Raw genomic sequence first — 24,498 nt, forward strand, 5'->3', positions numbered from 1 at the left:
TCGCGGAATTCAGGCGAATGCTGCTTACGGGGGTTCTTACTGGTTGATACGGATTTTGTCATGTGAGCTACCTCTGGTTGAGAGTTTACTCACTTAGTCGCGTGTCCACTAATGGTGGGTAAGATCAGTTTGCCAGCCTTGCCCTGTCATAGGTCAACGGCTTCTGTTGTTAACGTAAAAATATGACCGCTGACGATGATAGCGCCGTTACTGCAAAGACGGGATGGTTTGGCGGGTAAATAGGTTACTGCTGTCAGTAACGGGCAAAAATTATAATCTATGCTGGTGAGATTGCGTAAAAAAACAGCCCGCCGTAACGGTACATAATTACGATGGGCTGTGCTTTACAAAGTCGAACTCCGCCAGTATCTCCCCAACGTCCCCTTTAACGCCGCTTAACATGAATCACCCAAATTTACAGGGTTAATCCACACCCGGATGAGCCTGAAAACTATCTCATCCGGGCTGTCTGTCAGGGCGTATCCCTACGGGCCAATAGACCAGACTGAATGCCGTTATTTCGTTCCGGGCTGGCTAGCAAATGCAATACCAGCCTGCTCGATATATTACGGCGCCAGAGAACAGGAGCACTGGCTTTCAGACCGAGGTCTTACGGTGTTTTGGTGAACAACTCAAGAGTCATATTCCAGGTACCCGGTTCGACGACTGCGCCATCGAGCATGGTTAATTCAAATGTTTTTTCCGCACCAGCAGCAAGTTCGGCGTTTGATTTATAGGCTGACTCCTCGCCATTCCATGTGCCTCCCAATGCTGTGCCAGGTGCAGGAAACCTAGCAACTTTGCTATTGTCTGCATCGTTATACCAACGGATTGTCCCATCGCTTGCCAGAGACGCGCCGGCTCCCCGGATGTAATAAGTACCGGCAGTGGCCGTTCCGTTTTTGATAATAATGGTTGGTTTGTGATTAAGGATATCATCATTAGTGTACACGTTGCCCGAACCCAGGGTGCCTTCCGCATCCACGCCTTTCCGGATACTCCAGTCAGCGCCGGCGTTCAGGACAATACTCGTGGTAGCCGTGCCGTGAGAAGTCAGTGCCGCCATGCTCTGGGCGCTAATGGTGGCTAATACCGTAGCCAGAATCAGTTTATTCATACGCATTATTTCATTCCCTTTGTTATCAGTTAATGTTTTTACCGTTGTTTGGCCAGCTCGGGCAGGCATTGCTGCTACCGTGAACCAGCCGCCTATCATTGCCCCGAAACCGGGGCTTTTCCTGCAGAGCGCCGTCTTACGGCACCCTGCAAAAATCGTCATGACTTTCTTTTCGCACTGTCTGTTCCGGGCGTTTAAGGTACGATGGCCACCGCGTTAGCCGTAATCACGTACTCATCTGGCGCCGTCTCCTGGTTACCATCTACCACGATATTTACGCTCACCTGCTCATCTGTCGTCTGCCGTGTGAGCCCGCTCTGGCCGTCGTTAGCGTTCGCTGTCCAGCCCTCTCCGGTCAGCCTGATCTTCAGGTTATTCCTGGCGTCGTTTTTTCCGGTCAGCACATACCTGTCTGCCGCCGTAGCGCTTTTCTCCGCCTCAAGCCATACCTGGAACTCCGTATGCGGTTCCCGATACGTGACCCGGATACTGCCGATAAGACCGCCGTCGCGCAGGCGGTTATCCTGCGGTGAACGCATCGTTAAGCTCACCTCTGGGTCTGCGGCGCGCGCGTGGGGGGTGAGCAGTGCTGCGGCCAGCATGGTGGCCGTCAGCAGCAGCTGCTGAATTGTCATGTTTGTCATTTTGTTTCACCTTGTTCTGTCGCCGCCGCCGGGCGCTCTGCGTTAACGCTGGCATTTACGCTGCAGTCGGCCCGTAGGCTGTATACACCGGCCAGGCCTTTTTCCGCCGGCAGCTGGTAATCCGCCCGACAGCGGCTGTCGTCGCCCCAGACGGCCAGCAGGCTGCCTTTCTGCGGCAGACCGCTGAGATAAACCTCGCCGTTATCGCCAACAATGCCCGCACCGCTGCGGCTGCGCGCTTCGCCATCCAACGTCACCAGCGCGCCGTAGGGCACCGGCTGGCCGTTCGCCCGGGTCAGGGTAATCAGCGCCCGGCCACCGGTGCGGGTGACGAAGGTGGCGGGTATCACCGCCCCGGCCGTTGGCACCACCCGGCTGTCGGTTTGCGGTATCTCCGCATCCGGCGGCAGCGTGGTCGGGTCTAACGTCACCGTGTTCTCCTGGTACGGACTCAGGTAACCCAGCGTGGTATAGCCGCGCCAGTCGGTTCTTACCCCCGGCCAGCCGCCGGCCGAAACGCCCGCCGCGCCCGGTGCCTCTATCAGAGCAAGAGTCTGCCCCTGCGGCTGACCGGCGGTAACGCCGTGGCGATGAATGACCATCCCGCCGGCTACTCCGGCGTTCATCTGCCGGCTGCTCCGGCTGTAGCCGTAGCCGCCCTTCAGCTCGCCATAGGTGCCATGCCAGGTCAGATTCAGCAGGCTGCTGCTGCGGTCAGCGTAGCGGCTGCCCGGCGTCATGCGTTCACGAACGTCCCAGTTCAGCCGGCGATCCAGCGCGTCGCCGTTCAGCCCCAGTTCGTGCTGGGTATCGCGACCGCTGCCGCTCAGCGTCTGCCAGCTGGCGCGGGTGTTTCCGCCCAGCCAGCGGTCCAGCGGCAGGCTGAGCCACAGGCTGATCTCCTGCTCATTTTTACTCTCGCGCTGGCCGCTGGAGGCCGCTGTCTGGCGCTGGCGCTGCGTCAGATTGAGTGACCATGACGCGCTCCGGTAACCACTCCCCCAGGAAGCGGTCAGCTCGTCGCGGTGTTGCGACCGCTGCCAGTAGTTTTCCCGGCTGCCGCTCAGGCTGATATAGCCCAGCGCGCCGAGTGACTGGCTGAGCGCCAGGGTGGTGCGGGATCTTCGCTGGTCGCGGTCGCCCTCCTGATAGCGGAAATCGCTCGCCTTACCGCGATAGCTGTCCAGCACCTCAGACAGGCTTTTGAACCCCGATGAAGCATACTGGTAGCTGGCCAGCGAAAAACCGGTACCGGTGGCTTCAAACGTTTTGCTGTAGCGCAGCCGCCAGCTCTGCCCGCGATGGGTATCCTGCCCCCGCGTCTGCCCCTGCGACTGAATGCCATCGACGGAAATCGCGCCCGCATAGCCCAGAGAGGCGCCCAGCCCCAGCGTGGCGGCCTGATAATTCTCCGCTCCCTGCAGGCCGCCGTAAGCCGTCAGCCCCCAGGGCAAGCCGTACATGACGGTTGCCTGCGCCACGCCGGACTCTTTTGTGCCGGCATCTGCCGGCCGGTAACGCCCGGCCATCAGTCCGTATTTCAGGTAGCCTTCACGCAGCGCAATCGCCGGGGTGGTGGCCGGCACGGTGAATAGCTGCGCGCTGCCGTCAGTCTCAGTCACCCGGACCTGCAGGTCGCCGCCGCTGCCGGACAGCGGTAGATCGGTCAGGGCAAAGGCTCCCGGCGCCACGGTGGTGGTATAAATGATGTAACCGTTTTGCCGGACCTCAATCCGCGCCTGGCTACGAGCGATGCCGCGTACCACCGGCGCAAATTCACGCTGGTTAAAAGGCACCATCAGATCATCTGAAGCCAGCATCACGCCACGAAACGGCACGCTGTCAAAAACCTCTGACGAGGTGTAGCGGTCACCCAGCGTCAGCCGGCTTTTCTGCTGATACAGGCCGCGTTCGGCGTAGGTCCAGGCGGTTTGCCATTTTCCCTCTGCCCGCCCCTGCTTTTGCCAGGTTGTCAGATTACGCAGCCGCCACGGCCCGAGGTTCACCCCCGGCTCAAGCTGCGCATACAGCGCTTCGCTGGCCGCGCTGCCGTATCCGCGAGATTCAGAACGAGCGGCATTGGCGCGGTAGTTGAGCAAAAATGCCGGAATACCGTCGTCCCACAGCTCCTGAGGCGCAATCCCCTGCAGCTTAGGACGCAGCGCTACCTGGGGAATACTGAGCAGCAGCCGCTGGCTGTTAAACGCGAAGATCTCCTTCGCCTGCGGGATGGCGGACAGCCGGGCGCACTGCGCCGCATCGCTGCCAACCTCTCCTGCATCAGCAGGGAAAAGCTGCGGGTAAGCCTCCACCCTGACGCCATAGCGCGTCAACTGCGCCCGGGTCAGGCAGGTCTTCAGCTCCGGCCTGCCGTCCGCGTCCTTTGCCTGGTGAAACACCATCTCTCTGTTATCCACCCGCTCGCCGTTGAGCAGAATGTCAACCAGATAGATACCCGGCAGCTGGCCGCCCTGCTCAAATATGGCAATATCGGCGCTACGCCCGCCGCCGTTGAGCATCGACGGGTCAAAGCTCCAGCTATCGGCGTGTGCTGCGGGAGCATGCAGGCCAGCGCAGGCCAGCGCCAGCAATGAATATTTGAACGTAGTACGCATATCAGAACCCGGTAAACCTTAAAAAAAGGGAACGCCCCGCCGATGCCAGAAAATAAACGGCATGCCTGTTGACCAAAGCGAATATATAAGATGCCGTGCAATTTATATTATTTAGATAATTACTTACCGAATTACCATGACGCTATTTCAGATATCACGGTCTATTATCCGCCACGGAATATCGTTTATTTCACCGCAATAATAAAAACGACTTATTTAATGTTGCTCTGATAGGGCCCGCTTTCCCCACCGTAATCATTAACCACTTTCCATTCCACCCGGGCGCCGGTGGTACCGGCGGGCAGGCTGAATTCATGTGCGGAAAAGGGCGCGACGTAGCTGATATCTTTTACCGCCACGCCGCTTACCTTGAGCGAGGAAATATTCATATAAAACGGCGAGTCGTTAACGGCCCGTAACCGGCCGCCGCTGCGCTCAAAGCGCAGCTTTGCCATCATCTCGTCGGGATGCCCCTTAACCGCCGCCGGCCGTACCAGCAGCTTGATGCAGTTGTTAATTGAGAGCTGCACGTTCAGCGACACTTTATCTTTCGCGTCAGTCTTGTTCGCGTTGTCTTTGGCCCATGCATCGCCGGCTTTAGGCGGTATCCCCTTCACGCACAGCCAGTGCAAGGTCTCACGGTCAGCGGCAAAGCTACCACCGGTGCGAACAATGCGCAGGCGGCTTGACTGTTGGCCGTCCAGGCGCATCAGCGGCGGGGTGACCACAAACGGCGCCTTGCTTTTCATATCCTCGTTCAGCAGCTCCGACTGCACCAGCATCGGGTAGTCCTGCGGATTAATAACGGTCAGCGTCGTGGCGCTGGTTGCCGGGTCAAAAATAATGCGGCTGGCTCCCAACCTGACGGAGAATGACTGGGTCGCGCTATCCATGCTGGCAAAAGCCGTCGCGGGAGGCAGAGTTATAAACGCGGATAGCAAAGCAACGTTAAAGAATTTATTTATGTTCATACAAATACATTAACAACAGAGACTCTGTTATTTCCTGAAAATATAATGGGCCAGTTGATAATTGACTTATCAATATTTATTTATGTTATTTCCAAACTCTTCGCTCAGCAAAAATTACTAATAATATCTGCCGCACGCACCGCCGTCGCCATATTCTCATATGGCGAAATACTGAGTTTTGTCAGCGCCCGGTCTTTTATCGAGTACACGGTCTTTTGCGAAATATTGAGCGCGGTCGCAATATGACTAAAATTAAAACCTGCTGACAGCAGGCTGATAACCCGGCGTTCATCTTGCGACAGACTGCCTGCGCTTTTAATTACCGGCACGCACCCTTTAAGAGCAACAATAAGGTCCAGTAAAAAGACAAAAGACAGCGGCGGTATAAATGTAATACCGCTTTTACAACTTAACGGCTCATAAATTCCGCTTGATAGCTGGGTAAGCACCAGAACATCGCAACTGCTATTTTCCAGCAGAGCATAAAGTTTTTTTTTAAAAGTTCAGTACAGGCCAACTTAACAATAAATACATCGCCATGGCGAACTAAAGCGCCGCGTTCTGAATAGTGGCTGAAGCCACAGGCTCTTAGCCCTTCCCGGTAAAAAACATCGTCACTGATGACATATTTGCCCATTTTAATCCCTCACTTCCCGCACTCAGAATAATTAGTGACGGCGGACAATACCCCTGCAATTCATAGATGTATTTATAACATTCGGAAATTAAACTTAACAAGATATCAATAAGAAAAATAAGGAAAATAAGAAATCTTGTAAGAGAGTAGGTTTATAAAACCAGGAATATTCCCACCACTAACGAATAGCATTAGCTTTAATGCTATTCAGAACCATTGAGGCAATACTCTGCCGCTTTTGCACGTAGCCTAACTCCTTATTACTCAATAAAATATTTAAGTTCTCAACAACTCCTCATTTAGCAATGAGAATGTTCCACAGGATTTTTTATAGCCGAAAATTCTTAATTCCTTTCCAGCATAAGACCTGAAAATACGTTTATGCCGGCCGGCCACGATGGCTTTGACTGCGGATTACTAAAAATTTTTCTCCGGGTTTGATATTGCAACGCTACTGCTGATACCGATCTCCCTTAGCGCTATATTGGTTAATTCGACGTAGTTGATACGCCAGTCATCAAACAATAGTCTCCAGCCTGACGGCTCGAAAATGCAAAACGAGTCCATATCCATACCCGATGCCGATAATTAAACCGGCAAGAAATTTTTTTGATAACTACCCACTATCAGACTGATAGGCGATAGCTTTTATCAGGATATTCCGTCACCCAGTGATAATAACTCCCGTTAATATATTTCTTAATAAAAATGGGAAAATACCGGGATACACAAACTACATCAAATTAGTTAAAAATAACCCCAGCAAAATAAGTCATTAAATTTCAATTGGTTACATCAAAATTAAAGCTGTAGTAATTAAATTAATGAGGGTACATTTCAGCTATTTAACTTTGGTTTACGTTACATTTTGTAAAATTTTTAGAAATAAATACCACTTTTCCACTTACAATTAGAAAAATCACACTAACCATGGAGACTCTGTAGAAAATAAGACTTTATGGCGGACACAAAATTTTTATTCCGATTGCCAGCTAAATTTTGCTAGCTAAAAGCATTACTTGAGGAAGTCAGGTAGGTGAAAATCCTTTAGCACCTTGTATCGTTCATTAATTTAACCGGGCCATATAATGTTGTTATCTAAAGATTATTTCTGCATTGAGGACGATGTGATTCGTCTGGATGTCAACAATAACTTAATTTTCTTTAAGCATCTGAAGACTGACATTCAGCTTTCGACCCTCCAATGCCGTTTTTTGTTTTATCTTAAAAATGGAGTAACACGAAAAAACGATCTAATTGAAAAAATCTGGGTCGATAAGCATCGCTATATCAATGATAATAATTATCATCAGCTGATACATCAGTGCAGAAAACTGATGGCGCATAACAACATACCGCCTGACATTATCAGGACCGTTCACCGGCATGGCATTATCCTGGATTTATCAGTGCTTTCACGAGAGGCAACCGGGCAAACCTTAAGAAGCGCGTTGCTCCCCGGCGCGCCTGATAGCCAGGAAAAGCGCAGCAAAGAAGAGGCAATGAAAATTTATTCGTACTTTCTCGATTATATATTGTCTTTACAAAAATAAATTTCACAATGATATAACATGCTGGTTAATTCCCAGCGCTTCAGGCATAAGTTTAATGTCTATGTCTGACCCTTTATAACTAAAAAAGCATGACAGATTTACTTTTAAAAACTACATACAGCGTCTTTATCCGATCTGAGAATATTGAAAAATAGTCTGGCTGGGCAGTATTAAGCGCTTCCCCGCCCACCGGACTTATGCTGGCTTATCTGCCAGGTGATTTTTTGCCACGCCATCGCCGCTGGTGGCGCGCACGTCGATAACATTCAGCGCCACGTTTCAAGCTATTTCTTCTGCCCGACGCCGATCATAATCGCACTGCGCCTCTTCCAGCTCAGGCCCACGCACCAGCGCCCAGTGATAGAGCGCTTCAAACGGCTGGCGCAGCGAATGACCGAGTTCGGTAATACGGTACTCAACGCCAACCGGGGTTGTCGGCAGCACCTCACGCAATATTAAACCGTTTCGCTCCAGCCGCTTTAATGCATCGGCAAGCGCTTTGTGGGTGATACCGTCCAGCCGACGGCGGATTTCGTTAAAGCGCGCGGGCTGGGTGCAGAGCACGGTCAGGATTAATACTGACCATTTATTGGTAATGTTTTCCAGCACCATCCTGGTTTTTCCTATATCTTTCAAATTATTAGGCTGCATATTCGCCATAGCGATATATTCTCCGATATCTGATATAAACAAAGTGCGTAATTGATATTAAATATAAAATTTATATCATCTGGTTTCCACTCTTTTTGGAAAGCGAATTATGAGCAGACTTGAGAATAAAATTGCCCTGGTGCTGGGCGGCGCCAAAGGCATTGGACTGGCGATATCCAGCCGCTTTGCCGCCGAAGGCGCTACCACCTGGTTTACCAGCAGAAACGCGCAGGATCTGCAACTTGCCCGCCAGCAGATTGGCGATCGCGGTCATCCGCTGCAGGCGGAGCTTGAGCAGCCGCAGGCCTTAGAGCAGCTAATGGCGCAGGTTGATCAGCAGCACGGCCGGCTGGACGTTCTGGTTATCAACGCCGGGATGTCAGAATACGCCACGCTGGAAAGCGTCTCGCCAGAGGACTTCGACCGTCATTTCAGCCTCAACGTGCGCTCGCCGCTGTTTGCGCTGCAGGCCGCTCTGCCGCTGCTAAAACCGGGCGCCAGCGTGGTGCTAATCGGCTCGATCGCCGCCAGCATCGGCACGCCAGGCTATGGCGTTTACGGCGCGACAAAAGCCGCGTTGCGCTCTTTTGCCCGCAGTTGGACCAGTGAGCTTGCCGCGCGCGGTATCAGGATTAACGTCGTCGCGCCAGGACCAATTGATACGGCCATGTTCGCTTCAGTGTCCGATGAAATGCGCGAGGCCATCGTTAGCCGCATTCCCGCCGGGCGTATGGGCAAAGCGAGCGAAGTCGCCAACGCCGCGCTGTTTCTCGCCAGCGATGAAAGCAGCTTTATCGCTGGCGGCGAGCTCTGCGTCGACGGCGGCATGACGCAGGTCTGATGCCATGAGTCTGGCCCGAGGTTGTTAGCCGCTTTGCTCTCATCGCCGGGTTGTACATCAACGGCGGTATGACGCAGGTCTGATGCCATGAGTCCGGCCTGATGTTGTAAGCCGCTTTGCTCTCATCGCCGGGTTGTAGATCGACGGCGGTATGATGCGGCGCAATCAATCCCATAATAACGCCCGCCAGCCATAGTCCGAACCGGCTGTTTAAGGCATTATGCTGAAAACAGCCGGCAGGATAACAACACCATGCACACTGCGCTTCAATGGCATAAAGACCGTTTTCTGATTACCACCGACGTCGCGCAGCAGGACGTTGCGGCAATCCACCGCTATCTCACCCGATCGAGCTGGGCGGCAGGAATCGACCTGGAAACCGTGCAGCTTGCCATCGCCAATAGCCTTAATTTCGGCCTGTTTGACGGCGCTCAGCAGATCGGCTTTGCCCGCTTTGTTACCGATTACGCTACCTTTGCCTATCTGTGCGACGTTTACGTATTGGAAAAGTATCAGGGAGAGGGATTAGGCCGCTGGCTGGTTGCCTGCTGCCAGGCGCACCCGGTGTGTGAAAAGCTGCGTCGGATGCTGCTGTTTACCACCACCGCGCCCTGGCTGTACCAGAAGTTTGGCTATCAACCGATCAATCGCCCTGACTATGCCTGGACCATCACCCGGCCGGATATTTATCAGCTGAAAAAAGCCGACTGAGATGAACCGACCGCCAGGGGCATCGCTTACTCAGCCGCCAGCAGCGCCGTTGCGGTCAGCTCATCGGTGATCAAACCATGAAGAATGCCGCCGCACAGCACCGCGCGGATCGCTTCAATCTTGCCGCTACCACCAGCGATAGCCACGATGCGCTGCTTGCGGTTAGGGTCCAGCGACACCGCCAGAGTGCGAGAGGTAAGCTGGGTATTAACCAGATAGCCTTTTTTATCCACGAAGTGGCCGAGGATCTCCCCGACGCCGCCTGAAGCCGAGATGTCGCGGATTTCATCTTCCTGCAGCATGCCGGCTTCCACCAGCTGCGCGGCAGGTTCGACGCCGCCGATGCCGACCAGTTTTAGCGGCGCCCGCTCGGCCATGGCGAACACTTCACTCACCCCGCTTTGCGCCAGCAGTACCTGTTTATCCTGCTGGGTATTGGCAAAAAACGGCACCGGCATGATATAGGCAGTGGCGCCGGTCTTATCGGCAATGCGGTGCATAACATCGTGGGGATTGAGCGCATAGCTGCGAGTCAGGCAGCCGAGCAGTGAAACAAAGCGCACGTTGCGCGCGTCGGTGCGCGGCATCTGATGGATCATCGCCGCCAGCGTACGGCCGTGGCCCAGGCCGATTACCCCCTGCGGATCGGCCAGCAGCTGAGCGCGCAAAAAGGCGGCGCCGGCCATGCCGAGCGCCCGGACGGGCAAACCACTTTCAGCTAAATCCGGCGCAACCTGACAAAAGCTCAGACCGAAACGCTCGCGCAGCCGCTCCTCAAGTTCAAGGCATTCGACAATGTCGCCATCAATGCTGACTTTTACCGCCCCTTCGGCCACCACTCTGGCTATCATGCGGTGAGTTTTGACCGAAGGCAGCCCCAGCCGCTTCGCCACTTCCGCCTGCGTCAGGCCACCAACGTAGTGCAGCCAGGCGGCGCGCAGCGCCAACGAGTCCTCGGTTTCAGTCGACGTCACTGGCTGTTTCATTGCTCACTCCCTTTGCGGCCTGAAAAGGTGAATCTGCCCCGGCGGATAACACATCACTGCACCGATAATTTTCAAGTACCTTACCGTTTCGCTGAATGATGTCCAGCCTCACAGATGCAAATCTTCGAGGCCGGTATCAATCCACGGCTGCCAGAAGGCCACGCTTTCGGCAATATCCTCGACTACCCGGCGGTCGCTGGGTTCGCGCTCTTTGAAGCTGAGTTCAAGACAGATTTCATTATCAACCGCACCGCCGCGTTTAAACGCCTCCAGCAGCGGCGCAGGCTGAATGCGCCCGTTGGCATTATATTCGGCGGTGAACGGCCGATGGCCCCCTTTATCCAGCATGCTCTGCTTAATATGTATAATCGGCGAATATTGCGGTACGGCAGCGGCCCAGGCGTAGGGATCGTAATCCTGCGGATTCGTCGAGGTGACATCGCCGTGATCGATATCCGCCATCATCCACATAGGGATCGCCATCTGCGCCGCGCTCAGCCGCTGCTGCAGTTGCAGGCAGCTTTCAATGGTGGCACCAAATTCGCGCGCAACGCTCATCGGCTCCCAGAACAGATAGTCAAGGCCAGCGGATTTGGCATGTTCAGCCACCTCGGCCCAACATTCGATTGCGCGTTCGATCAGCGCTTCACGTCGCGTCGGCTGGTCAAAATCCTGCCAGGTAAAAATGGCGAACTGCGATCCCACCGATTTGCCCCCCAGTTCGGCGGTGATATCGGCGAAAGTTTTAAACCAGTCGACATAGTAGCGCCGCACATCGGCATCAGGATGACCGAAGTGATTCAGCCGGCCGTAAGGGCCGGTCATACCGGAGGTGACGCGCACGCCGGTTTGCACCAGTGCCGCGTTCATCCGCCGGGTCATGCTGCGGATCAACGGCGCCGGCCAGCCGGGATTAATAAACTCGTGCGTCAGCTGCAAATCGCGAATGCGGATGCTGCGCGCCACGGTGGTAATTAAGTCTTCAGGCTCGGCAAAGCGATTAACCAGCGGATTGGTGTTCAGCGAGAGCGTCAGCGCCATATTGTCACCCTCCCTATTGCGCACTGGCCAATTTTAACGCCGCGTCACTGCTAAACTGGGCGTTAAACCAGGCGTTAAACTGCTGGCGCTGTTCATCGCTGAGGTGCAATCCATGCTTGGTGCGACGAGTAAGAATATCCTCCGCCTGCTGCGCCCACTCATGGCTGACCAGATAGCGCACTTCCGCTTCGTAAAGCTGGCCGCCAAAGTGACGACCAAGCTCGCTGAGCTGCTGCGCTTCGCCCAGCAGCGCCCGGCAGCGGGTACCGTATAAACGCCCATAGTGTTTGCGCAGCGCGCGCGGCAGCCACGGATATTGCATTTTCAGGTGCTGGTTAAAGTTTTCAAAATCGGCATCGGCGATATCGCCGCCGGGCAGCACGGCATCGCGCGTCCAGTCAGCGCCCATCTGCGGAAAGTAGTTTGCCAGACGCTGTAATGCGTGCTCCGCCAGCTTACGGAACGTGGTGATTTTACCGCCGAAAACGTGCAGCAGCGGCGCGCCGCCTTTACTGTCGAGGTCAAACAGATAGTCGCGCGTTACCGCCGAGGGATTCCCCTTGCCATCATCAAACAGCGGGCGTACGCCGGAAAAGCTGGTGATAATATCGTCTGCGGTCAGCTTTACCTTAAAGTAGCGATTAACCGCGTCCATCAGATACTGGATTTCGTTATCCTCGGCCATCACATCTTCCGCCGCGCCGTCCCAGGCGATGTCAGTCGTGCCAATCAGCGCTTTATCCCCTTCATAGGGGTTAATAAAGATCACCCGCTTGTCATGGTTTTGCACCAGATAAGCCTGCTGCCCTTCCCAGAATTTCGGCACGATAATATGCGAGCCTTTCACCAGGCGTACCTTACGGCTGCTCTGGGTGTGAGTCACGTTATGAATAATATCCAGCACCCAGGGGCCGGCGGCGTTAATCAGCGCCTTCGCTTTCACCGTACGCGTACTGTCTTGTACGACATCGTGCAGGATGATTTCCCAGTGATCCGAATGGCGAACCGCCGCCTGACAGCGGGTGCGGGTCAGAATGGTCGCGCCGCGTTCCGCCGCATCCAGCGCGTTGAGCGTAACCAGTCGCGCATCGTCTACCCAGCAGTCTGAATATTCAAAGCCGCGCGTATAGCTATCCAGCAGCGGCGCCCCTTCCGGATCGCGCTGCAAATTCAGAGCGCGGGTGCCGGGCAACTTTTTACGCCCGCCAAGATGGTCATACAGAAACAGCCCCAGACGCACCAGCCAGGCGGGCCGGTCCTGCGGGCTATGGGGTAACACAAAGCGCATCGGCCAGATAATATGACAGGCCGAATTCAGCAGCACCTCGCGCTCGATCAGCGCCTCGCGCACCAGGCGAAACTCATAATACTCCAGGTAGCGCAGGCCGCCGTGGATAAGCTTCCCGGAGCGGGAAGAGGTTCCCTGCGCCAGATCGTCTTTTTCACACATCATCACACTCAGACCCCGGCCAGCCGCATCGCGCGCGATACCTGCGCCGTTAATGCCGCCGCCAATCACAAACAGGTCCAGCAGTGGTGCTTCACTCATGGTCTACTCCTCACGGGCTTTTATCCCGCCCTGTGTTACATCAGGATTCAAAGCGTTTACGTACATCATGCAACCCGCTCCACACCGGCGGCAGCAGCGTACGCGCCTGGCGGTAGCTGTCATACAGCGCGGTAAAGCGGGCCTGTTGCAGCGCATCCGGCTGTTCGCAGCTTCCCAGCAGCGGCGTGACCCAGCTGTCGATGCAGCTTTCCATATCCGCATAGGCGCCAATGGCGACCGCCGCCATCATTGCCGCGCCGGCGGCGCCCGCCTCTTCGCGCACGTTGACGCGCACCGGCGCGCCCAGCGCTGCGGCAAAAATCTCCCGCAGGCGGGCAGAGCGTCCGGCGCCGCCGGAGAGTCGGATTTCACGGGGAACCTCGCCCATCGCCTGATAGCAATCGCGCGCCGCCAGGCCGATGCCTTCAATAACGGCGCGTAGCAGATCGGCAAATCCATGGCGGGGGTTCAGACCAATAAAGCTGGCGCGCGCGTCGGCATTAACAAAGGGACCGCGCTCTCCGGCTTCGGATATATAGGGATGGAATAACAATGAGTCCGGCCGGGCTTCGCTTAGCCAGCGATCGATATGACTGACCAGCTTGCCGTGATCGACCTGACCGCCAAAGTCATTAATCAGCGATTCCGCCATCTGCAATGCCCAATCAAGGTTGAGAGTTGCCGCCATATTGGTCTGCACCTGGGTCACCATGCCAGGCAGCGGCAGCGCGATCACATAGCCGGTCTGCTCCTGGTTAAGCCAGACCTGTTCTGCGGACACCGCGCGCATATGGACGCCGGTCGAACCAACAATCGAACAACCCGTATTCTCTTCACCGGTATGAACGCCGGCGCCGAGGGCGGTCATTACCATATCCACGTAGCCAAGGCAGACCGGCGTTCCTTCATATAAGCCGGTGGCGTGCGCCGCTTCGGTCGTTAAAGGATGAACCGTCTGCGTTCCCTCGATGATTTCCGGCAGCAGGCGACGATGGGCGCTTAGCCCCAGCGCATCAATCACCCGATCGTCATAATGGCGATGGCGAAAGTTACCAAAGGTGAAGCTGGCCTCGGAGGGATCGGTAGCGCGTACGCCAGTCAGATTCAGATACAGCCAATCTTTACAGTGCAACGCCACTTCCGCGCGTTGCAGCAAATCGGGATAGTGCCGGGACATATGTGCCAGCTGCGCGCCTTGCTGGCAGGTATTAAGGCCGGTGCCGGTCGCTTCAAAGCGGGCGCGCGCCTGCGGCGAGGCGCTTAATGCCTGCACGGTCGGCGCGGCACGGCCATCCAGCCAGATCCAGGCATCGCTGACCGGCTGATTATTTTTCCCCACCAGCCAGCTGCCATCACCCTGGGCGGTAACCGCCAGCGCCGCGGTGCGCTGCGCAAGATTGGCAACGTCCAGCGCCAGCAGGCGAATGGCACGCACGCAGTCGCGCCAGGTCCGCGCCATATCCTGCTGGGCCGAACCGTCGGGGCCGCTGTGATAATGATTGCGTACCGCGCCGGTTCCCAACTGCTGGCCCTGCAGATCGAAAGCCACCGCTTTGACCACTGAAGTTCCAGCGTCAATGCCGATAATAATATCGCGATTATCCATGGAGGCCTCCGCTCAGCGGGCAAAACTCATGACGGCAGGTGGAGAGGATCATTTGTTATACCTGTGTATTAGTATTGTTAATCATCAACGGTAACCAGGGGCGCTTACCTCTATCACACAGTTAACATTAAAAGTGTATTTTTTTTCTATAGTGATAATAAATTTCTTTCAGTAAATCGGATCGGATCACATTTTGTTAGCAAAACAGCGCCCTTGTCGCGGGTTAAATCTGCGCCAGGCATCCCTGCCCGTAACGGCCAAAACAAAACGGTTTCCCGTCACTAACCACCCAACAAATAAAAATACAAATCAATAACTTAAAATTAATAATTCGTTTTTTTATCGCATAAAAATCCTCACTGATAACGGCCTGTTTTCCGGTTAAAAAATCGCGCCAGTGATAAAAAAATGCACAGAAGAGAGATCCAGATCGACTCCTGAAAAAAAAGCCTTACCCCATGTTGACAAGCGCCAGGTTATATAACATTTTTCATCTCACTAGTTATCACATTTATAACACATTAAATTCACAATCTCTGAGGTCCGTCTGCCTGCGGCAACGGAGCGCTGTCCGGATAATTCCGGCTCCCGCAGCTAACAGCATGTAATCGGCCCTGTAGCGTTATAACGAGGTCAGCACTATGAATACTGCGTCAGCTTTAACGGTGCAGGTCAACGCACGAACCCGCAAACGGGTGGCGATCGCCGCTGTTGTCACGCTGGTTGTGTTGGCTGCCATTGCTCTGGATACCAAAGTGGTGAAGGTCGGCTCGGCAGAAAACGTTGCCGAACAAGGTTTCTCGCCGGATAGCTATGGCAGCCGTACCTTCCCGGAAATAAAGAAAAGCGTTGAGGGACGTGCCGTTGAAGCCAGCAAACTGTATGACGCACTGAAAGCTGACCAGCAGGCGGCGACAAAGCAATATGGCGTTGGTTCGCCAATGCCGGTGTTCTCCGTCTCCTTTAGCGCCACCGGCGGTGAGTGCAAAAGCGGCTTCTGTACGCTGAAAGTCGCCGGACTACCGCAAGAGGTCCACGTACGGATACAAACCGGGCCGGCGATCAACGGCACCGATCTGCGCGACGCAACGGGTTCAATTCAGTTCGGCGATTTCAAAAACCAGATCGAATACCAGAACGCCGGTTCGGCAATTAACCGGGCGATGAAAGCCAGCGTACTGGAACCGCTGAAGGGGGAGAGTCTGACGGGAAAAGAGCTTAAAGGCACCGGCGTGTTTCGTCTGTTAACGCCGACTAACTGGCTTATTACCCCCGTCAGTCTGGAGGTAAAATGAGTAACGTTCAGCTGAAAAACAGCGAGCGCATCGGCGAAGTTATATTGTCGGCGCGTAACGTCAGCAAAGTATATGGCTCGACCCATGCGCTGAAAGGCGTCAACTTTGACATCCGTCGCGGGCAGGTCACCACGCTTTTTGGCGAAAACGGTGCCGGTAAGTCAACGCTGATGAAGATCCTCTCCGGGGTTATCCAGCCAAGCTCCGGCGAGATCCTGCTTGAGGGAGAACAGCGCACGTTTCATTCAACTAACGATGCCCGGGCCTGCGGCATCGCCATTATTCACCAGGAGCTGAATCTCGCGCTTAACATGAACGTGCGCGATAACATCTTTATCGGCCGTGAAATCATGAATGGCAGCGGCGTTGACTTCGCTGAAGAAGAGCGCCAGGCGCGTGAGCTGATGACCGAACTGGAAGAGGAGATCGATCCGCTGACGCCGGTAGAATCGCTGCGTCTCGGCCAGCAGCAGGTGATTGAGATCGCCCGCGCCCTGTCAGTCAACGCCCGCATCTTAATTATGGATGAACCCACGTCCGCGCTCAGCGCCGCCGAGGTGGAAGTCCTGTTCAAAATTATCCGCGACCTGACCGCGCGCGGCGTGGCGATTGTTTATATCTCACACCACCTGGAAGAAGCGCTGGAAATTACCGATCACGCCGTCGTATTGCGCGATGGCGCGATGACCGCCAGCGCGCCGCGCAGCGACATCGATCTGCCGTGGATCGTACGCAACATGGTTGGCGATCACTTTGACCTTGGCTCACCGCCGGATGGCTATGAAATGGGCGACGTGGCGCTGGAGGTCAGCGATCTGACGGTGACCAACCCGGCCGGCATTCGCGTTGTCGATAACCTTTCGCTGTCGGTCAGGGCCGGCGAAATCGTCTGTATTTACGGTTTGATGGGCGCCGGACGCACCGAGCTGATGGAATGCATCGCCGGACGCCTGCACGCCAGAGAGGGCGAAATTCTGCTACGCGGCACCTCCATCGCCGGGCTGAGCATCGCTGACCGCATTGAGAGCGGGCTGGCGCTGGTGCCGGAAGATCGGCAGCGCGACGGTCTGGTGCAAACCATGTCAGTAGGAGAAAACCTGACGCTGGCAAGCATCAGCGAGTTTATCCGCGCCATGGTGATGGTGCCCAAACGGGAAAAACAGCTGGTGAAAGACGCTATCCGTAACGTGACGGTAAAAACCGCCGGCGGCGAAGCGGCGATAGGCTCACTCTCCGGCGGTAATCAGCAAAAGGTGGTAATCGGCAAAATGCTGGCTACCCAGCCAAACGTCATCCTGCTGGATGAACCCAGCCGCGGTATCGACATTGGTGCCAAAGCCGAGGTTTTCCGTCTGCTGGCGGAAAACGCCCGTAAAGGCCTGGCCGTGGTGTTCTCCACCTCGGAAGTCAGCGAATGCCTGAGCGTCGCGCATCGCATTATTGTGATGCACAAAGGGCGGATTTCAGCGATTTTCGACGCCAACGTAACCAAAGAACGCATTATGGCCGCTTCTGGCGAATCCCTCGTGGCCTGAGATCCAGATTGATATTGGAGCCTGTTATGAACAATAAAACCCACACCCTGCAGTCAGGTAACGCCACGGCGCGCCGCCCGGGGTCTGGTATTAACCTCGCCAGACTGCTGCTGGAAGGCAGAGCGTTTTTTGCCCTGATCGTTATCATCGCCGTGTTTTCATTTCTGTCGGCGAACTATTTCAACACCAATAACTTCCTGATCATGGCGTCGCACGTTGCGATCTTCGGCCTGCCGGCCATCGGCATGCTGCTGGTGATCCTCAACGGCGGCATCGATCTTTCGGTCGGTTCGACGTTGGGGCTGGCCGGAGTGTTTGCCGGGTTTCTGATGCAAGGCGTTAACCTGCAAGCGTTCGGGGTTATCCTCTACTTCCCGCTGTGGGCGGTAGTTATATTGACGCTGGCGCTCGGCGCGCTGGTAGGTCTGGTTAACGGCGTGCTGGTTGCGTTCTTCCGCGTGCCGGCCTTCGTTGCCACCCTTGGCTCGCTGTACGTTGCTCGCGGCGTCGCCCTGTTGATGACCGATGGTCTGACCTATAACAAGCTGTCCGGCAGCCCTGAGCTGGGCAATACCGGTTTCGACTGGCTGGGTTTTAACCGCATTCTGGGTATTCCCATTGGCGTACTGATCCTCGCCGTCATCGCACTGGCCGTTGGCTTTATGCTCAGCCGCAGCGCATTCGGCCGCTGGCTGTACGCATCCGGCGGCAACGAGCGCGCCGCCGATCTCTCCGGCGTGCCGGTTAAGCGCGTTAAAGTCAGCGTTTACGTGCTGTCTGGCATCTGTGCCGCGCTGGCGGGACTGGTGCTCTCATCTCAGCTTACCTCCGCAGGTCCAACGGCTGGCACCACCTATGAACTGACCGCTATCGCAGCGGTGGTGATCGGCGGCGCGGCGCTCACCGGCGGGCGCGGCAACGTGCGCGGCACGCTGCTTGGCGCTTTTGTTATCGGCTTTCTCTCTGACGGACTGGTGATTATCGGCGTCTCAGCCTACTGGCAGACGGTGTTCACCGGTGCGGTTATCGTGCTGGCGGTGCTGCTCAATACCTTGCAGTACGGTAAACGATCGAAGTAACTCCCCTGCGCCGGAGGGTTATCCGGCGCCTGTGCCAACTCTGTCCGACCCTATACAACGATAAATGGAGAAATACCATGTTCACCAACAGCAAACGCTTTCTGATGGTGGCGGCCACCGCTCTCATCACTACCCTTGCCGCTCCGGCATGGGCGAATAACGGACTGATGACTATCATTGTCAACGATCCGTCAAACCCGTACTGGTTTACCGAAGGTATGGTAGCGAAAAAAGAAGCAGAGAAGCTGGGCTATACCGCCATCGTCGGCGCCCACAAAGGCGATACCAACACTGAAAGCCAGCTGATTGATACCGCGATTACCAACAAATCGAAAGCGATTATTCTTGACCCGGCCAACGCCGACGGCTCTATCGGTTCGGTGAAAAAAGCCATCGCGGCAGGCATTCCGGTGATTGTGATCAACGCCGAGCTTAACCAAAGCGGCCTGGCGAAAGCGCAGCTGGTCTCCAACAACGCGCAGGGTGCCGCGCTGGGTGCTATGCAGTGGGTGAAAGCGGTTGGCGACAGCGGTAATTATGTTGAGCTGCTGGGCTCACCTTCCGATAACAACGCGGCGACGCGCGCTAACGGCTACGATACCGTGCTGTCTCAGTATCCGGACCTGAAGCAGGTGGGCAAAGAAGTCGCTAACTGGGACCGTACCCAGGGCAACAACAAAATGCAGTCTTTACTGCAGGCCCATCCGGATATCAAAGGGGTGATCAGCGGCAACGATGAAATGGCGCTTGGTGCCGTTGCGGCGCTGAAGCAGGCCGGTAAGCTGAAAAACGTCGTTGTTGGCGCTTTTGACGGCTCGCCGGATGCGGTTGATGCGGTGAAATCAGGCGAACTGGCCTACACCATTATGCAGCCGGTGTCTGAATTTTCGGTGAAAGCCGTTCAGCAGGCAGACAGCTTTATCAAAACCGGTAAAACCGGTGCGCAGTCGGAAAAACAGCTATTTGACTGCAAGCTGATCACCAAAGATAACGCCAGCAAATACACCTCAGCCTTTACGCTTTCTGAGTAAATGCGCGCGCGCGGCGGGGGCCAGCTCCCTCGCCGCCCTTCAGCGATTTGCCAAATTCGCCAAGAGGCGGTCTAATAAGGCCGGTTCTCTTCCCTCTGATGACTCTGGATGCACTATGGGCCCGATAACGCCGGAAAAAGCCGTTGATATATTCATGGCCGAGCAGATGCCGGGCGACAGCCGCCAGGCACGCCAGCTGGCACGGCGTCAGCTGATTGTCGAAGCGGTGATTGCCGAAGGCGCCATACGCATCGAAGACTTAACCGATCGTTTTGGCATCAGCCTGATGACCGCCCATCGTGACATCGATGAGCTGGTAGAGCGCGGTTTGCTGCGCAAGGCACGCGGCGTGGTTTCCGCCACCTCAACCAGTCAGGTTGAATCCAGCGATATCTATCGCGCCACGCGCGAGCTGGATGAGAAGCGGGCTATCGCCGAAACCGCCGCGACCCTTATCGAAGCCGGCCTGTCAATGTTTATGGATGACTCAACGACCGTGCTGCAGATGGCGCGCTTTTTACCTGCCCGCGCGCCGCTAACGGTGATCACCAATTCCCTGCCGCTAATGGCAGAGCTGAAAAGCGGACGTGATATCACCCTGCTCGGCCTCGGCGGCCAGTTTTACAACTGGTGCAATGCCTTTATGGGTCAGATGACGCGTTATGAAATCGCCAGGCTGCGCGCCGATCTGTTTTTTGTCAGCATGTCGGCCATTACCGACGGCGCGGTCTTTCACCAGTCGGCGGAAACCGTAGAAACCAAGCGCGCGATGTTTGACGCTTCGGCAAAGCGCGTGCTGCTGTGCGATCACACTAAATTTGAACGCCGCGCGCTGCATCACTTTGCCCGGCTGGATGAATTTGACGTGGTGATCGTCAACCAGGGCACTCCGCTACCGTATATCGACAGAATGCGCGACAGCGGTATCAACGTGATGATCGCCCCGGTCAAATCCGGCGCCTAGCCTCAACGGCGCAGCGCGACCTGGGGCACACCTTCCAGCGGATGGGAATAGATTTGCAAATCGGCCCGATACCAGCGCGTCAGCGTTGCTTCCGTCATTACGCCGGCCGGGGTATCGCAGGCGACCAGCTTTCCACCGTGCATTAATACCATTCTGTCGGCCCAGAGCGCGGCCAGATTAAGATCGTGCAGCACACAGCAAACGCTCAGCTCGCCCTGGCGCGTCAAGCGGTGCAGCAGGCGCAGCGCCTGCTGTTGGTGATAAAGGTCAAGGGCGGATGTCGGCTCATCGAGAAACAGCCAGCCGCGCGGCCCCGCGTCGTGCCAGAGCTGAGCCAGCGCCCGCGCCAGCTGAACCCGCTGCTGTTCGCCGCCGGACAGCTGACGAAAATCGCGATCGGCAAGGTTAGCGCTATCGGTAAGCGCCATGACCTGCTCCACGACCTCCCCGGAATGGCGTTCAGGCCAGGGCGCCCGTCCCATCGCCACAATTTCCCGCACGCTGAGTGGAAAAGTAATCTGGTGCTGTTGGCGCATCACCGCCCTTTGCCGGGCCAGCGCCTGACGCGGCCACTCTCCCAGCGCTCGCCCCTGTAAAACGCAGTGCCCGGCATCCAGCGGGAGATAGCCGCTTAGCAAGCGCATCAGGGTGGATTTCCCCGCGCCGTTAGGGCCAATCAGCGCGACCATTTCACCGGGAGCCAGCGTCAGGGATACCCCGTCGACCAGCATACGTGACGCCGCGCGGTAGCTTATGGACTGCGCTGCCAGTAAATGAGCGCCGTCGAAATCAGCCATGGAGGCCCCCTGAGCGCCGCAGGATCAGCCAGAGAAACCAGGGGCCGCCGATCAGACTGGTGATCAGCCCGACTGGCATTTCCGCCGGTGCCACCAGGGTACGGGCGATGGTATCGGCCAGCAGCAGTAGCATCGCACCCGCCAGCACCGAGCCTGGCAGCATCCAGCGGTGATCGCCGCCGAGACACATACGCATCAGATGCGGCACCACCAGCCCGACGAAACCGATAATGCCGCTTACCGCCACCGAGGCCGCGACCAGCAGCGCGCTCAGCACCAGCAGCTGGCGCTGGGTGCGCCGCACATCAATGCCAAGATAATGCGCTTCTTCTTCTCCCAGCTGCAGCAGATTGAGTCGGGCGGTAAGGCGCTGGACTAGCAGCATCGTTGGCAACATCAGGCTGGCGCAGGCGCCCACCAGCGGCCACTGCGCCTGTCCCAGGCTGCCCATTCCCCAGAGTGAAAGCTGACGCAGTTGCTGATCGCTACTGAGCCACGAAAGCACCCCGACCGCCGAACCGCACAGGGCGTTGATGGCAATGCCCACCAGCAGCAGGCGCGCCAGCGAACTGCTGCCGCTGCGGCTGAGCGTAAAAATAATCAGCGTTACCGCCAGGCTGCCAACGAATGCCGCCAGCATCGGCACCCACAGCGCCAGCGCGCCGGGGGCAAGAGAGGTAAAGGTCAGCACCACGGACAGCGCTACCGCCAGTGCCGCGCCGCTGCTGATGCCCAGCAGGCCAGGATCGGCCAGCGGGTTACGAAATAGCCCCTGCATGATGCCGCCCGACAGCGCCAGCGCGCCGCCAACCAGTACCGCCAGCAGCACGCGCGGCAGGCGAATATCCCACCAGACCTGCCACACCATGCTATCCATCGGCTGTTGCCATAGCTGGAGCAGCGTAAGACGCATGGCGCCGAGGTTGGCGGCCAGAATCATCATTAACAACATGAGCGCCAGCATTAACAGCAGCCAGCGCAGAGCGTGAACCTGCCTCATTGCTTAATCCGTTCGGCGGCTTTGCGCAGACTGACGATAGCGTCCGGCGTATCCAGCACAAAGCCCAGCAGAGCCATATCATCCACCACCAGCAGACGATGCGCTTTGCCCGCCGGTGTCAGCGCCAGGCCGGGTAGCGTCCAGATACTGTCTTCGCCGCCATAGGCCTGCGCGCTGGATTTACCGATCACCACCAGCTGAGGTGCGCTGGCTACCACCCCCTCCTGCGAAAGAGGTTGATAGTGCCGAACGTTGCCCATGGCATTGATTAAACCGGCGCTGCGAATTGCCGCATCGGCGGCGGTGCCGGTGCCGGCACCCATGCTGTTCATGCCGCTGTTATTCATGATGAACAGCACTTTTACCGGCAACGACTGATGCGGCACCTGCGCCAGCACTTTATTCATACGCTGAGTCAGCGCCTTACCCTGCGCCTCTTTGTGCAACGCCTGCGCGATAACCGTTATTTTTTTGTCGATAGTGGCAAGACTGGGTTCACCGGGCACCAGCGCCACCTTTACACCGGCGCGCGCCACCTGCTCCAGCGCAAGCGAGGGTTTTGCCAGATCGCTACTCAACACCAGCGTCGGTTTCATCGCCAGGATGCCTTCAGCATTAAGCTGACGCATATAGCCGACGTCCGGCAGCTTAGTCACCGCTGCCGGATGCAGGCTGGTGCTATCACGCGCGACCAAATCCTGCTGCGCGCCCAGCGCATACACGATTTGCGTCACGTCACCGCCGATTGAAACCACCCTCTCGGCGCTGACTGCTGAAAAAGACAGCAGCAAAAGCAGCAGCCAGCACTTCATGCCGCTTCTCCCGTGTCGCTCAGCGTTGCCAGCTGCTCGCGCCAAAGGTTTTGCTCAGCCTGACCTTCAGTACGCTGCCCGTAAAGCTGCGCTATCTGCGTGCCATCGGCGGCAAACAGCTCCAGACTGGTAACAAAGCCATTATCTGTTGGCTTGCGGGTTACCCAGCTCTCTGCGATTTGATCTTCACGTAAATGCAGCGTGAAGTCGGGATTAAAAATGTTCAGCCAGCCATGCATCGGCTGCAGATTGCGGATGACGCCGGTAAAGATCTGCGTGCAACCCCGGTTGCCAACGAAGATCATAATCTCATTGCCGTCTTCTTTTGCCAGTCTGAGGATCTGCGTCAGCGCCTGGTTATCAACCTGACGCGCCAGATCGCTCGCTACGGCCCGGAACGCCTGCTGGCGGGAAATATTATGGCGCTTAAGTAAACCGAAGAACTGATGAACGTCGGTCATCGTCCGCCATTCCTGCTCAATGGCCAGCGCGTCAGGCTGCGGGTTCCACTGTAGCGTTTCCGCTGGCGTAACCGCCAGCGGCGACAAAGCATCATCTTCAAAGCGATCGACCATTGCCTGCCAGGCAGTCATGTCGGTGTTATCGGTGGCGTAAACCTTTAATACCGCGTCGCCCTGATTATCAAAAAACTGAATGCTGTGACGCTCGCCGCGCGTGGTTGCTTCCTGCAAAGCAAAAGCGCTTTGCCACTGGCCGGGGAACAGGCGCAAATCGAGCGCGCGCGGATTCAGCACCAGCCCGGCATGGTTGCCAAGGTGTAGATTTTCATAGCAGCCAATAATTTCATGCACCGCGTATTCATTACGGGTAATAGATTTGGTTTCGCCCACCGCCGAAAGCGCCGTCAGCAGCTGACGGACGTCCGCTTTTAACGCCCGGGCGTCATGGCCGCAACGTGCCTGGCTCAACTCGGCCTCGCTGATCCCCATCTGCGTGGCAAGATCGCGCGCGTATTTTTTCGGTTCGGCGGCTTTCAGCGCCAGATACTGCTCATACCTTTGGGTCATATTCATTCTCTCCTTATGACGCGCTGCACCGGGGC

23 protein-coding genes are annotated in these 24,498 nt (G+C 56.3%); 8 read left to right on the top strand and 15 right to left on the bottom strand.

Annotation, left to right across the window (positions count from 1 at the left end):
* Positions 1-610 precede the first annotated feature (610 nt).
* The 6 genes from BTJ39_RS17285 to BTJ39_RS24625 all read right to left on the bottom strand — a co-directional run bounded on the left by BTJ39_RS17285 (position 611) and on the right by BTJ39_RS24625 (position 5,984).
* Complete coding sequence (locus tag BTJ39_RS17285; RefSeq protein WP_241825937.1) at positions 611-1,279, bottom strand: hypothetical protein; 669 nt, start codon at positions 1,277-1,279, stop codon at positions 611-613.
* Between the two features lie 32 nt (positions 1,280-1,311).
* Entirely contained in the window at positions 1,312-1,761 is a 450-nt protein-coding gene (afaD, locus tag BTJ39_RS17290) for an AfaD family invasin (protein ID WP_078003936.1), read from the bottom strand.
* Positions 1,758-4,376 (bottom strand): fimbria/pilus outer membrane usher protein, encoded by a 2,619-nt coding sequence (locus BTJ39_RS17295; RefSeq protein WP_078003937.1) that lies wholly within the window; start codon positions 4,374-4,376, stop codon positions 1,758-1,760. Before BTJ39_RS17295 ends, afaD begins: the two co-directional genes overlap by 4 nt.
* A gap of 212 nt (positions 4,377-4,588) precedes the next feature.
* A complete protein-coding gene (locus tag BTJ39_RS17300) occupies positions 4,589-5,347 on the bottom strand; it encodes a fimbria/pilus periplasmic chaperone (RefSeq protein WP_078003938.1) in 759 nt (252 codons plus the stop codon).
* A 104-nt stretch (positions 5,348-5,451) separates the two neighbouring features.
* Entirely contained in the window at positions 5,452-5,796 is a 345-nt protein-coding gene (locus tag BTJ39_RS25440) for a helix-turn-helix domain-containing protein (protein WP_422386047.1), read from the bottom strand.
* Positions 5,757-5,984 (bottom strand): hypothetical protein, encoded by a 228-nt coding sequence (locus tag BTJ39_RS24625; protein WP_139356372.1) that lies wholly within the window; start codon positions 5,982-5,984, stop codon positions 5,757-5,759. The genes BTJ39_RS25440 and BTJ39_RS24625 overlap by 40 nt, the downstream gene beginning before the upstream one ends.
* Before the next feature lie 1,088 nt (positions 5,985-7,072).
* On the opposite strand from BTJ39_RS24625, the gene BTJ39_RS17310 reads away from it, so the two are divergent.
* Positions 7,073-7,537: a winged helix-turn-helix domain-containing protein gene (locus BTJ39_RS17310; protein ID WP_078003940.1), complete on the top strand. Its 465-nt coding sequence runs from the start codon at positions 7,073-7,075 to the stop codon at positions 7,535-7,537.
* A gap of 279 nt (positions 7,538-7,816) precedes the next feature.
* Here the strand turns inward: BTJ39_RS17310 and BTJ39_RS17315 are convergent, their stop codons facing one another.
* Positions 7,817-8,197, bottom strand: coding sequence for a winged helix-turn-helix transcriptional regulator (locus BTJ39_RS17315; protein ID WP_078003941.1), 381 nt, complete (start codon positions 8,195-8,197; stop codon positions 7,817-7,819).
* A gap of 100 nt (positions 8,198-8,297) precedes the next feature.
* Here BTJ39_RS17315 and BTJ39_RS17320 point away from each other — a divergent pair, with 100 nt between their 5' ends.
* Together BTJ39_RS17320 and BTJ39_RS17325 are read left to right on the top strand one after the other, a co-directional pair.
* Positions 8,298-9,029, top strand: a complete 732-nt coding sequence (locus tag BTJ39_RS17320) for an SDR family NAD(P)-dependent oxidoreductase (RefSeq protein WP_078003942.1) — start codon at positions 8,298-8,300, stop codon at positions 9,027-9,029.
* 252 nt (positions 9,030-9,281) lie between these two features.
* A complete protein-coding gene (locus BTJ39_RS17325; RefSeq protein ID WP_078003943.1) occupies positions 9,282-9,740 on the top strand; it encodes a GNAT family N-acetyltransferase in 459 nt (152 codons plus the stop codon).
* A 26-nt stretch (positions 9,741-9,766) separates the two neighbouring features.
* On the opposite strand, the gene BTJ39_RS17330 is transcribed toward BTJ39_RS17325, so the two are convergent.
* The 4 genes from BTJ39_RS17330 to BTJ39_RS17345 all read right to left on the bottom strand — a co-directional run bounded on the left by BTJ39_RS17330 (position 9,767) and on the right by BTJ39_RS17345 (position 14,922).
* Entirely contained in the window at positions 9,767-10,726 is a 960-nt protein-coding gene (locus BTJ39_RS17330; RefSeq protein WP_078003944.1) for a sugar-binding transcriptional regulator, read from the bottom strand.
* A 108-nt stretch (positions 10,727-10,834) separates the two neighbouring features.
* The gene (locus BTJ39_RS17335) at positions 10,835-11,767 is read right to left on the bottom strand and encodes a sugar phosphate isomerase/epimerase family protein (RefSeq protein WP_078003945.1); all 933 of its coding nucleotides are present in this window, start codon (positions 11,765-11,767) and stop codon (positions 10,835-10,837) included.
* 13 nt (positions 11,768-11,780) lie between these two features.
* The gene (locus tag BTJ39_RS17340) at positions 11,781-13,316 is read right to left on the bottom strand and encodes a glycerol-3-phosphate dehydrogenase (protein WP_078003946.1); all 1,536 of its coding nucleotides are present in this window, start codon (positions 13,314-13,316) and stop codon (positions 11,781-11,783) included.
* A 40-nt stretch (positions 13,317-13,356) separates the two neighbouring features.
* Positions 13,357-14,922, bottom strand: a complete 1,566-nt coding sequence (locus BTJ39_RS17345; RefSeq protein WP_078003947.1) for an FGGY-family carbohydrate kinase — start codon at positions 14,920-14,922, stop codon at positions 13,357-13,359.
* Positions 14,923-15,563: 641 nt separating this feature from the next.
* Between BTJ39_RS17345 and BTJ39_RS17350 the strand changes: the two genes are divergently transcribed.
* From BTJ39_RS17350 to BTJ39_RS17370, 5 genes are all read left to right on the top strand, one after another.
* A complete protein-coding gene (locus BTJ39_RS17350; RefSeq protein WP_078003948.1) occupies positions 15,564-16,217 on the top strand; it encodes a DUF2291 family protein in 654 nt (217 codons plus the stop codon).
* Complete coding sequence (locus tag BTJ39_RS17355) at positions 16,214-17,752, top strand: sugar ABC transporter ATP-binding protein (protein ID WP_078003949.1); 1,539 nt, start codon at positions 16,214-16,216, stop codon at positions 17,750-17,752. The genes BTJ39_RS17350 and BTJ39_RS17355 overlap by 4 nt, the downstream gene beginning before the upstream one ends.
* Positions 17,753-17,778: 26 nt before the next feature.
* Positions 17,779-18,831 carry an ABC transporter permease gene (locus BTJ39_RS17360; RefSeq protein ID WP_078003950.1) on the top strand — a complete coding sequence of 351 codons (1,053 nt, stop codon included), beginning with the start codon at positions 17,779-17,781 and terminating at the stop codon, positions 18,829-18,831.
* A gap of 77 nt (positions 18,832-18,908) precedes the next feature.
* On the top strand, positions 18,909-19,862 hold the full coding sequence (locus BTJ39_RS17365; RefSeq protein WP_078003951.1) for a D-ribose ABC transporter substrate-binding protein: 954 nt from the start codon (positions 18,909-18,911) through the stop codon (positions 19,860-19,862).
* Positions 19,863-19,977: 115 nt separating this feature from the next.
* Positions 19,978-20,826: a DeoR/GlpR family DNA-binding transcription regulator gene (locus BTJ39_RS17370; protein ID WP_096777755.1), complete on the top strand. Its 849-nt coding sequence runs from the start codon at positions 19,978-19,980 to the stop codon at positions 20,824-20,826.
* A 2-nt stretch (positions 20,827-20,828) separates the two neighbouring features.
* On the opposite strand, the gene BTJ39_RS17375 is transcribed toward BTJ39_RS17370, so the two are convergent.
* From BTJ39_RS17375 to BTJ39_RS17390, 4 genes are read right to left on the bottom strand one after another with little or no spacing between them, the layout of a single operon-like run.
* The gene (locus BTJ39_RS17375; RefSeq protein ID WP_078003952.1) at positions 20,829-21,623 is read right to left on the bottom strand and encodes a heme ABC transporter ATP-binding protein; all 795 of its coding nucleotides are present in this window, start codon (positions 21,621-21,623) and stop codon (positions 20,829-20,831) included.
* Complete coding sequence (locus BTJ39_RS17380; protein ID WP_422386048.1) at positions 21,616-22,587, bottom strand: FecCD family ABC transporter permease; 972 nt, start codon at positions 22,585-22,587, stop codon at positions 21,616-21,618. The genes BTJ39_RS17375 and BTJ39_RS17380 overlap by 8 nt, the downstream gene beginning before the upstream one ends.
* Before the next feature lie 32 nt (positions 22,588-22,619).
* The gene (locus tag BTJ39_RS17385; RefSeq protein WP_078003954.1) at positions 22,620-23,435 is read right to left on the bottom strand and encodes a heme/hemin ABC transporter substrate-binding protein; all 816 of its coding nucleotides are present in this window, start codon (positions 23,433-23,435) and stop codon (positions 22,620-22,622) included.
* The gene (locus BTJ39_RS17390; RefSeq protein ID WP_078004032.1) at positions 23,432-24,463 is read right to left on the bottom strand and encodes a hemin-degrading factor; all 1,032 of its coding nucleotides are present in this window, start codon (positions 24,461-24,463) and stop codon (positions 23,432-23,434) included. The genes BTJ39_RS17385 and BTJ39_RS17390 overlap by 4 nt, the downstream gene beginning before the upstream one ends.
* Between the last annotated feature and the right edge of the window lie 35 nt (positions 24,464-24,498).

This window comes from Izhakiella australiensis, from assembly GCF_002006995.1.
In the GTDB taxonomy this organism is placed as follows: Bacteria; Pseudomonadota; Gammaproteobacteria; order Enterobacterales; family Enterobacteriaceae; genus Izhakiella; species Izhakiella australiensis.

Coding starts and splice junctions, on each gene's coding strand:
- BTJ39_RS17285 (WP_241825937.1), bottom strand. CDS start 1,279: ATGACGATTTTTGCAGGGTGCCGTAAGACGGCGCTCTGCAGGAAAAGC.
- afaD (WP_078003936.1), bottom strand. CDS start 1,761: ATGACAAACATGACAATTCAGCAGCTGCTGCTGACGGCCACCATGCTG.
- BTJ39_RS17295 (WP_078003937.1), bottom strand. CDS start 4,376: ATGCGTACTACGTTCAAATATTCATTGCTGGCGCTGGCCTGCGCTGGC.
- BTJ39_RS17300 (WP_078003938.1), bottom strand. CDS start 5,347: ATGAACATAAATAAATTCTTTAACGTTGCTTTGCTATCCGCGTTTATA.
- BTJ39_RS24625 (WP_139356372.1), bottom strand. CDS start 5,984: ATGGGCAAATATGTCATCAGTGACGATGTTTTTTACCGGGAAGGGCTA.
- BTJ39_RS17310 (WP_078003940.1), top strand. CDS start 7,073: ATGTTGTTATCTAAAGATTATTTCTGCATTGAGGACGATGTGATTCGT.
- BTJ39_RS17315 (WP_078003941.1), bottom strand. CDS start 8,197: ATGGCGAATATGCAGCCTAATAATTTGAAAGATATAGGAAAAACCAGG.
- BTJ39_RS17320 (WP_078003942.1), top strand. CDS start 8,298: ATGAGCAGACTTGAGAATAAAATTGCCCTGGTGCTGGGCGGCGCCAAA.
- BTJ39_RS17325 (WP_078003943.1), top strand. CDS start 9,282: ATGCACACTGCGCTTCAATGGCATAAAGACCGTTTTCTGATTACCACC.
- BTJ39_RS17330 (WP_078003944.1), bottom strand. CDS start 10,726: ATGAAACAGCCAGTGACGTCGACTGAAACCGAGGACTCGTTGGCGCTG.
- BTJ39_RS17335 (WP_078003945.1), bottom strand. CDS start 11,767: ATGGCGCTGACGCTCTCGCTGAACACCAATCCGCTGGTTAATCGCTTT.
- BTJ39_RS17340 (WP_078003946.1), bottom strand. CDS start 13,316: ATGAGTGAAGCACCACTGCTGGACCTGTTTGTGATTGGCGGCGGCATT.
- BTJ39_RS17345 (WP_078003947.1), bottom strand. CDS start 14,922: ATGGATAATCGCGATATTATTATCGGCATTGACGCTGGAACTTCAGTG.
- BTJ39_RS17350 (WP_078003948.1), top strand. CDS start 15,564: ATGAATACTGCGTCAGCTTTAACGGTGCAGGTCAACGCACGAACCCGC.
- BTJ39_RS17355 (WP_078003949.1), top strand. CDS start 16,214: ATGAGTAACGTTCAGCTGAAAAACAGCGAGCGCATCGGCGAAGTTATA.
- BTJ39_RS17360 (WP_078003950.1), top strand. CDS start 17,779: ATGAACAATAAAACCCACACCCTGCAGTCAGGTAACGCCACGGCGCGC.
- BTJ39_RS17365 (WP_078003951.1), top strand. CDS start 18,909: ATGTTCACCAACAGCAAACGCTTTCTGATGGTGGCGGCCACCGCTCTC.
- BTJ39_RS17370 (WP_096777755.1), top strand. CDS start 19,978: ATGGGCCCGATAACGCCGGAAAAAGCCGTTGATATATTCATGGCCGAG.
- BTJ39_RS17375 (WP_078003952.1), bottom strand. CDS start 21,623: ATGGCTGATTTCGACGGCGCTCATTTACTGGCAGCGCAGTCCATAAGC.
- BTJ39_RS17380 (WP_422386048.1), bottom strand. CDS start 22,587: ATGCTGGCGCTCATGTTGTTAATGATGATTCTGGCCGCCAACCTCGGC.
- BTJ39_RS17385 (WP_078003954.1), bottom strand. CDS start 23,435: ATGAAGTGCTGGCTGCTGCTTTTGCTGCTGTCTTTTTCAGCAGTCAGC.
- BTJ39_RS17390 (WP_078004032.1), bottom strand. CDS start 24,463: ATGACCCAAAGGTATGAGCAGTATCTGGCGCTGAAAGCCGCCGAACCG.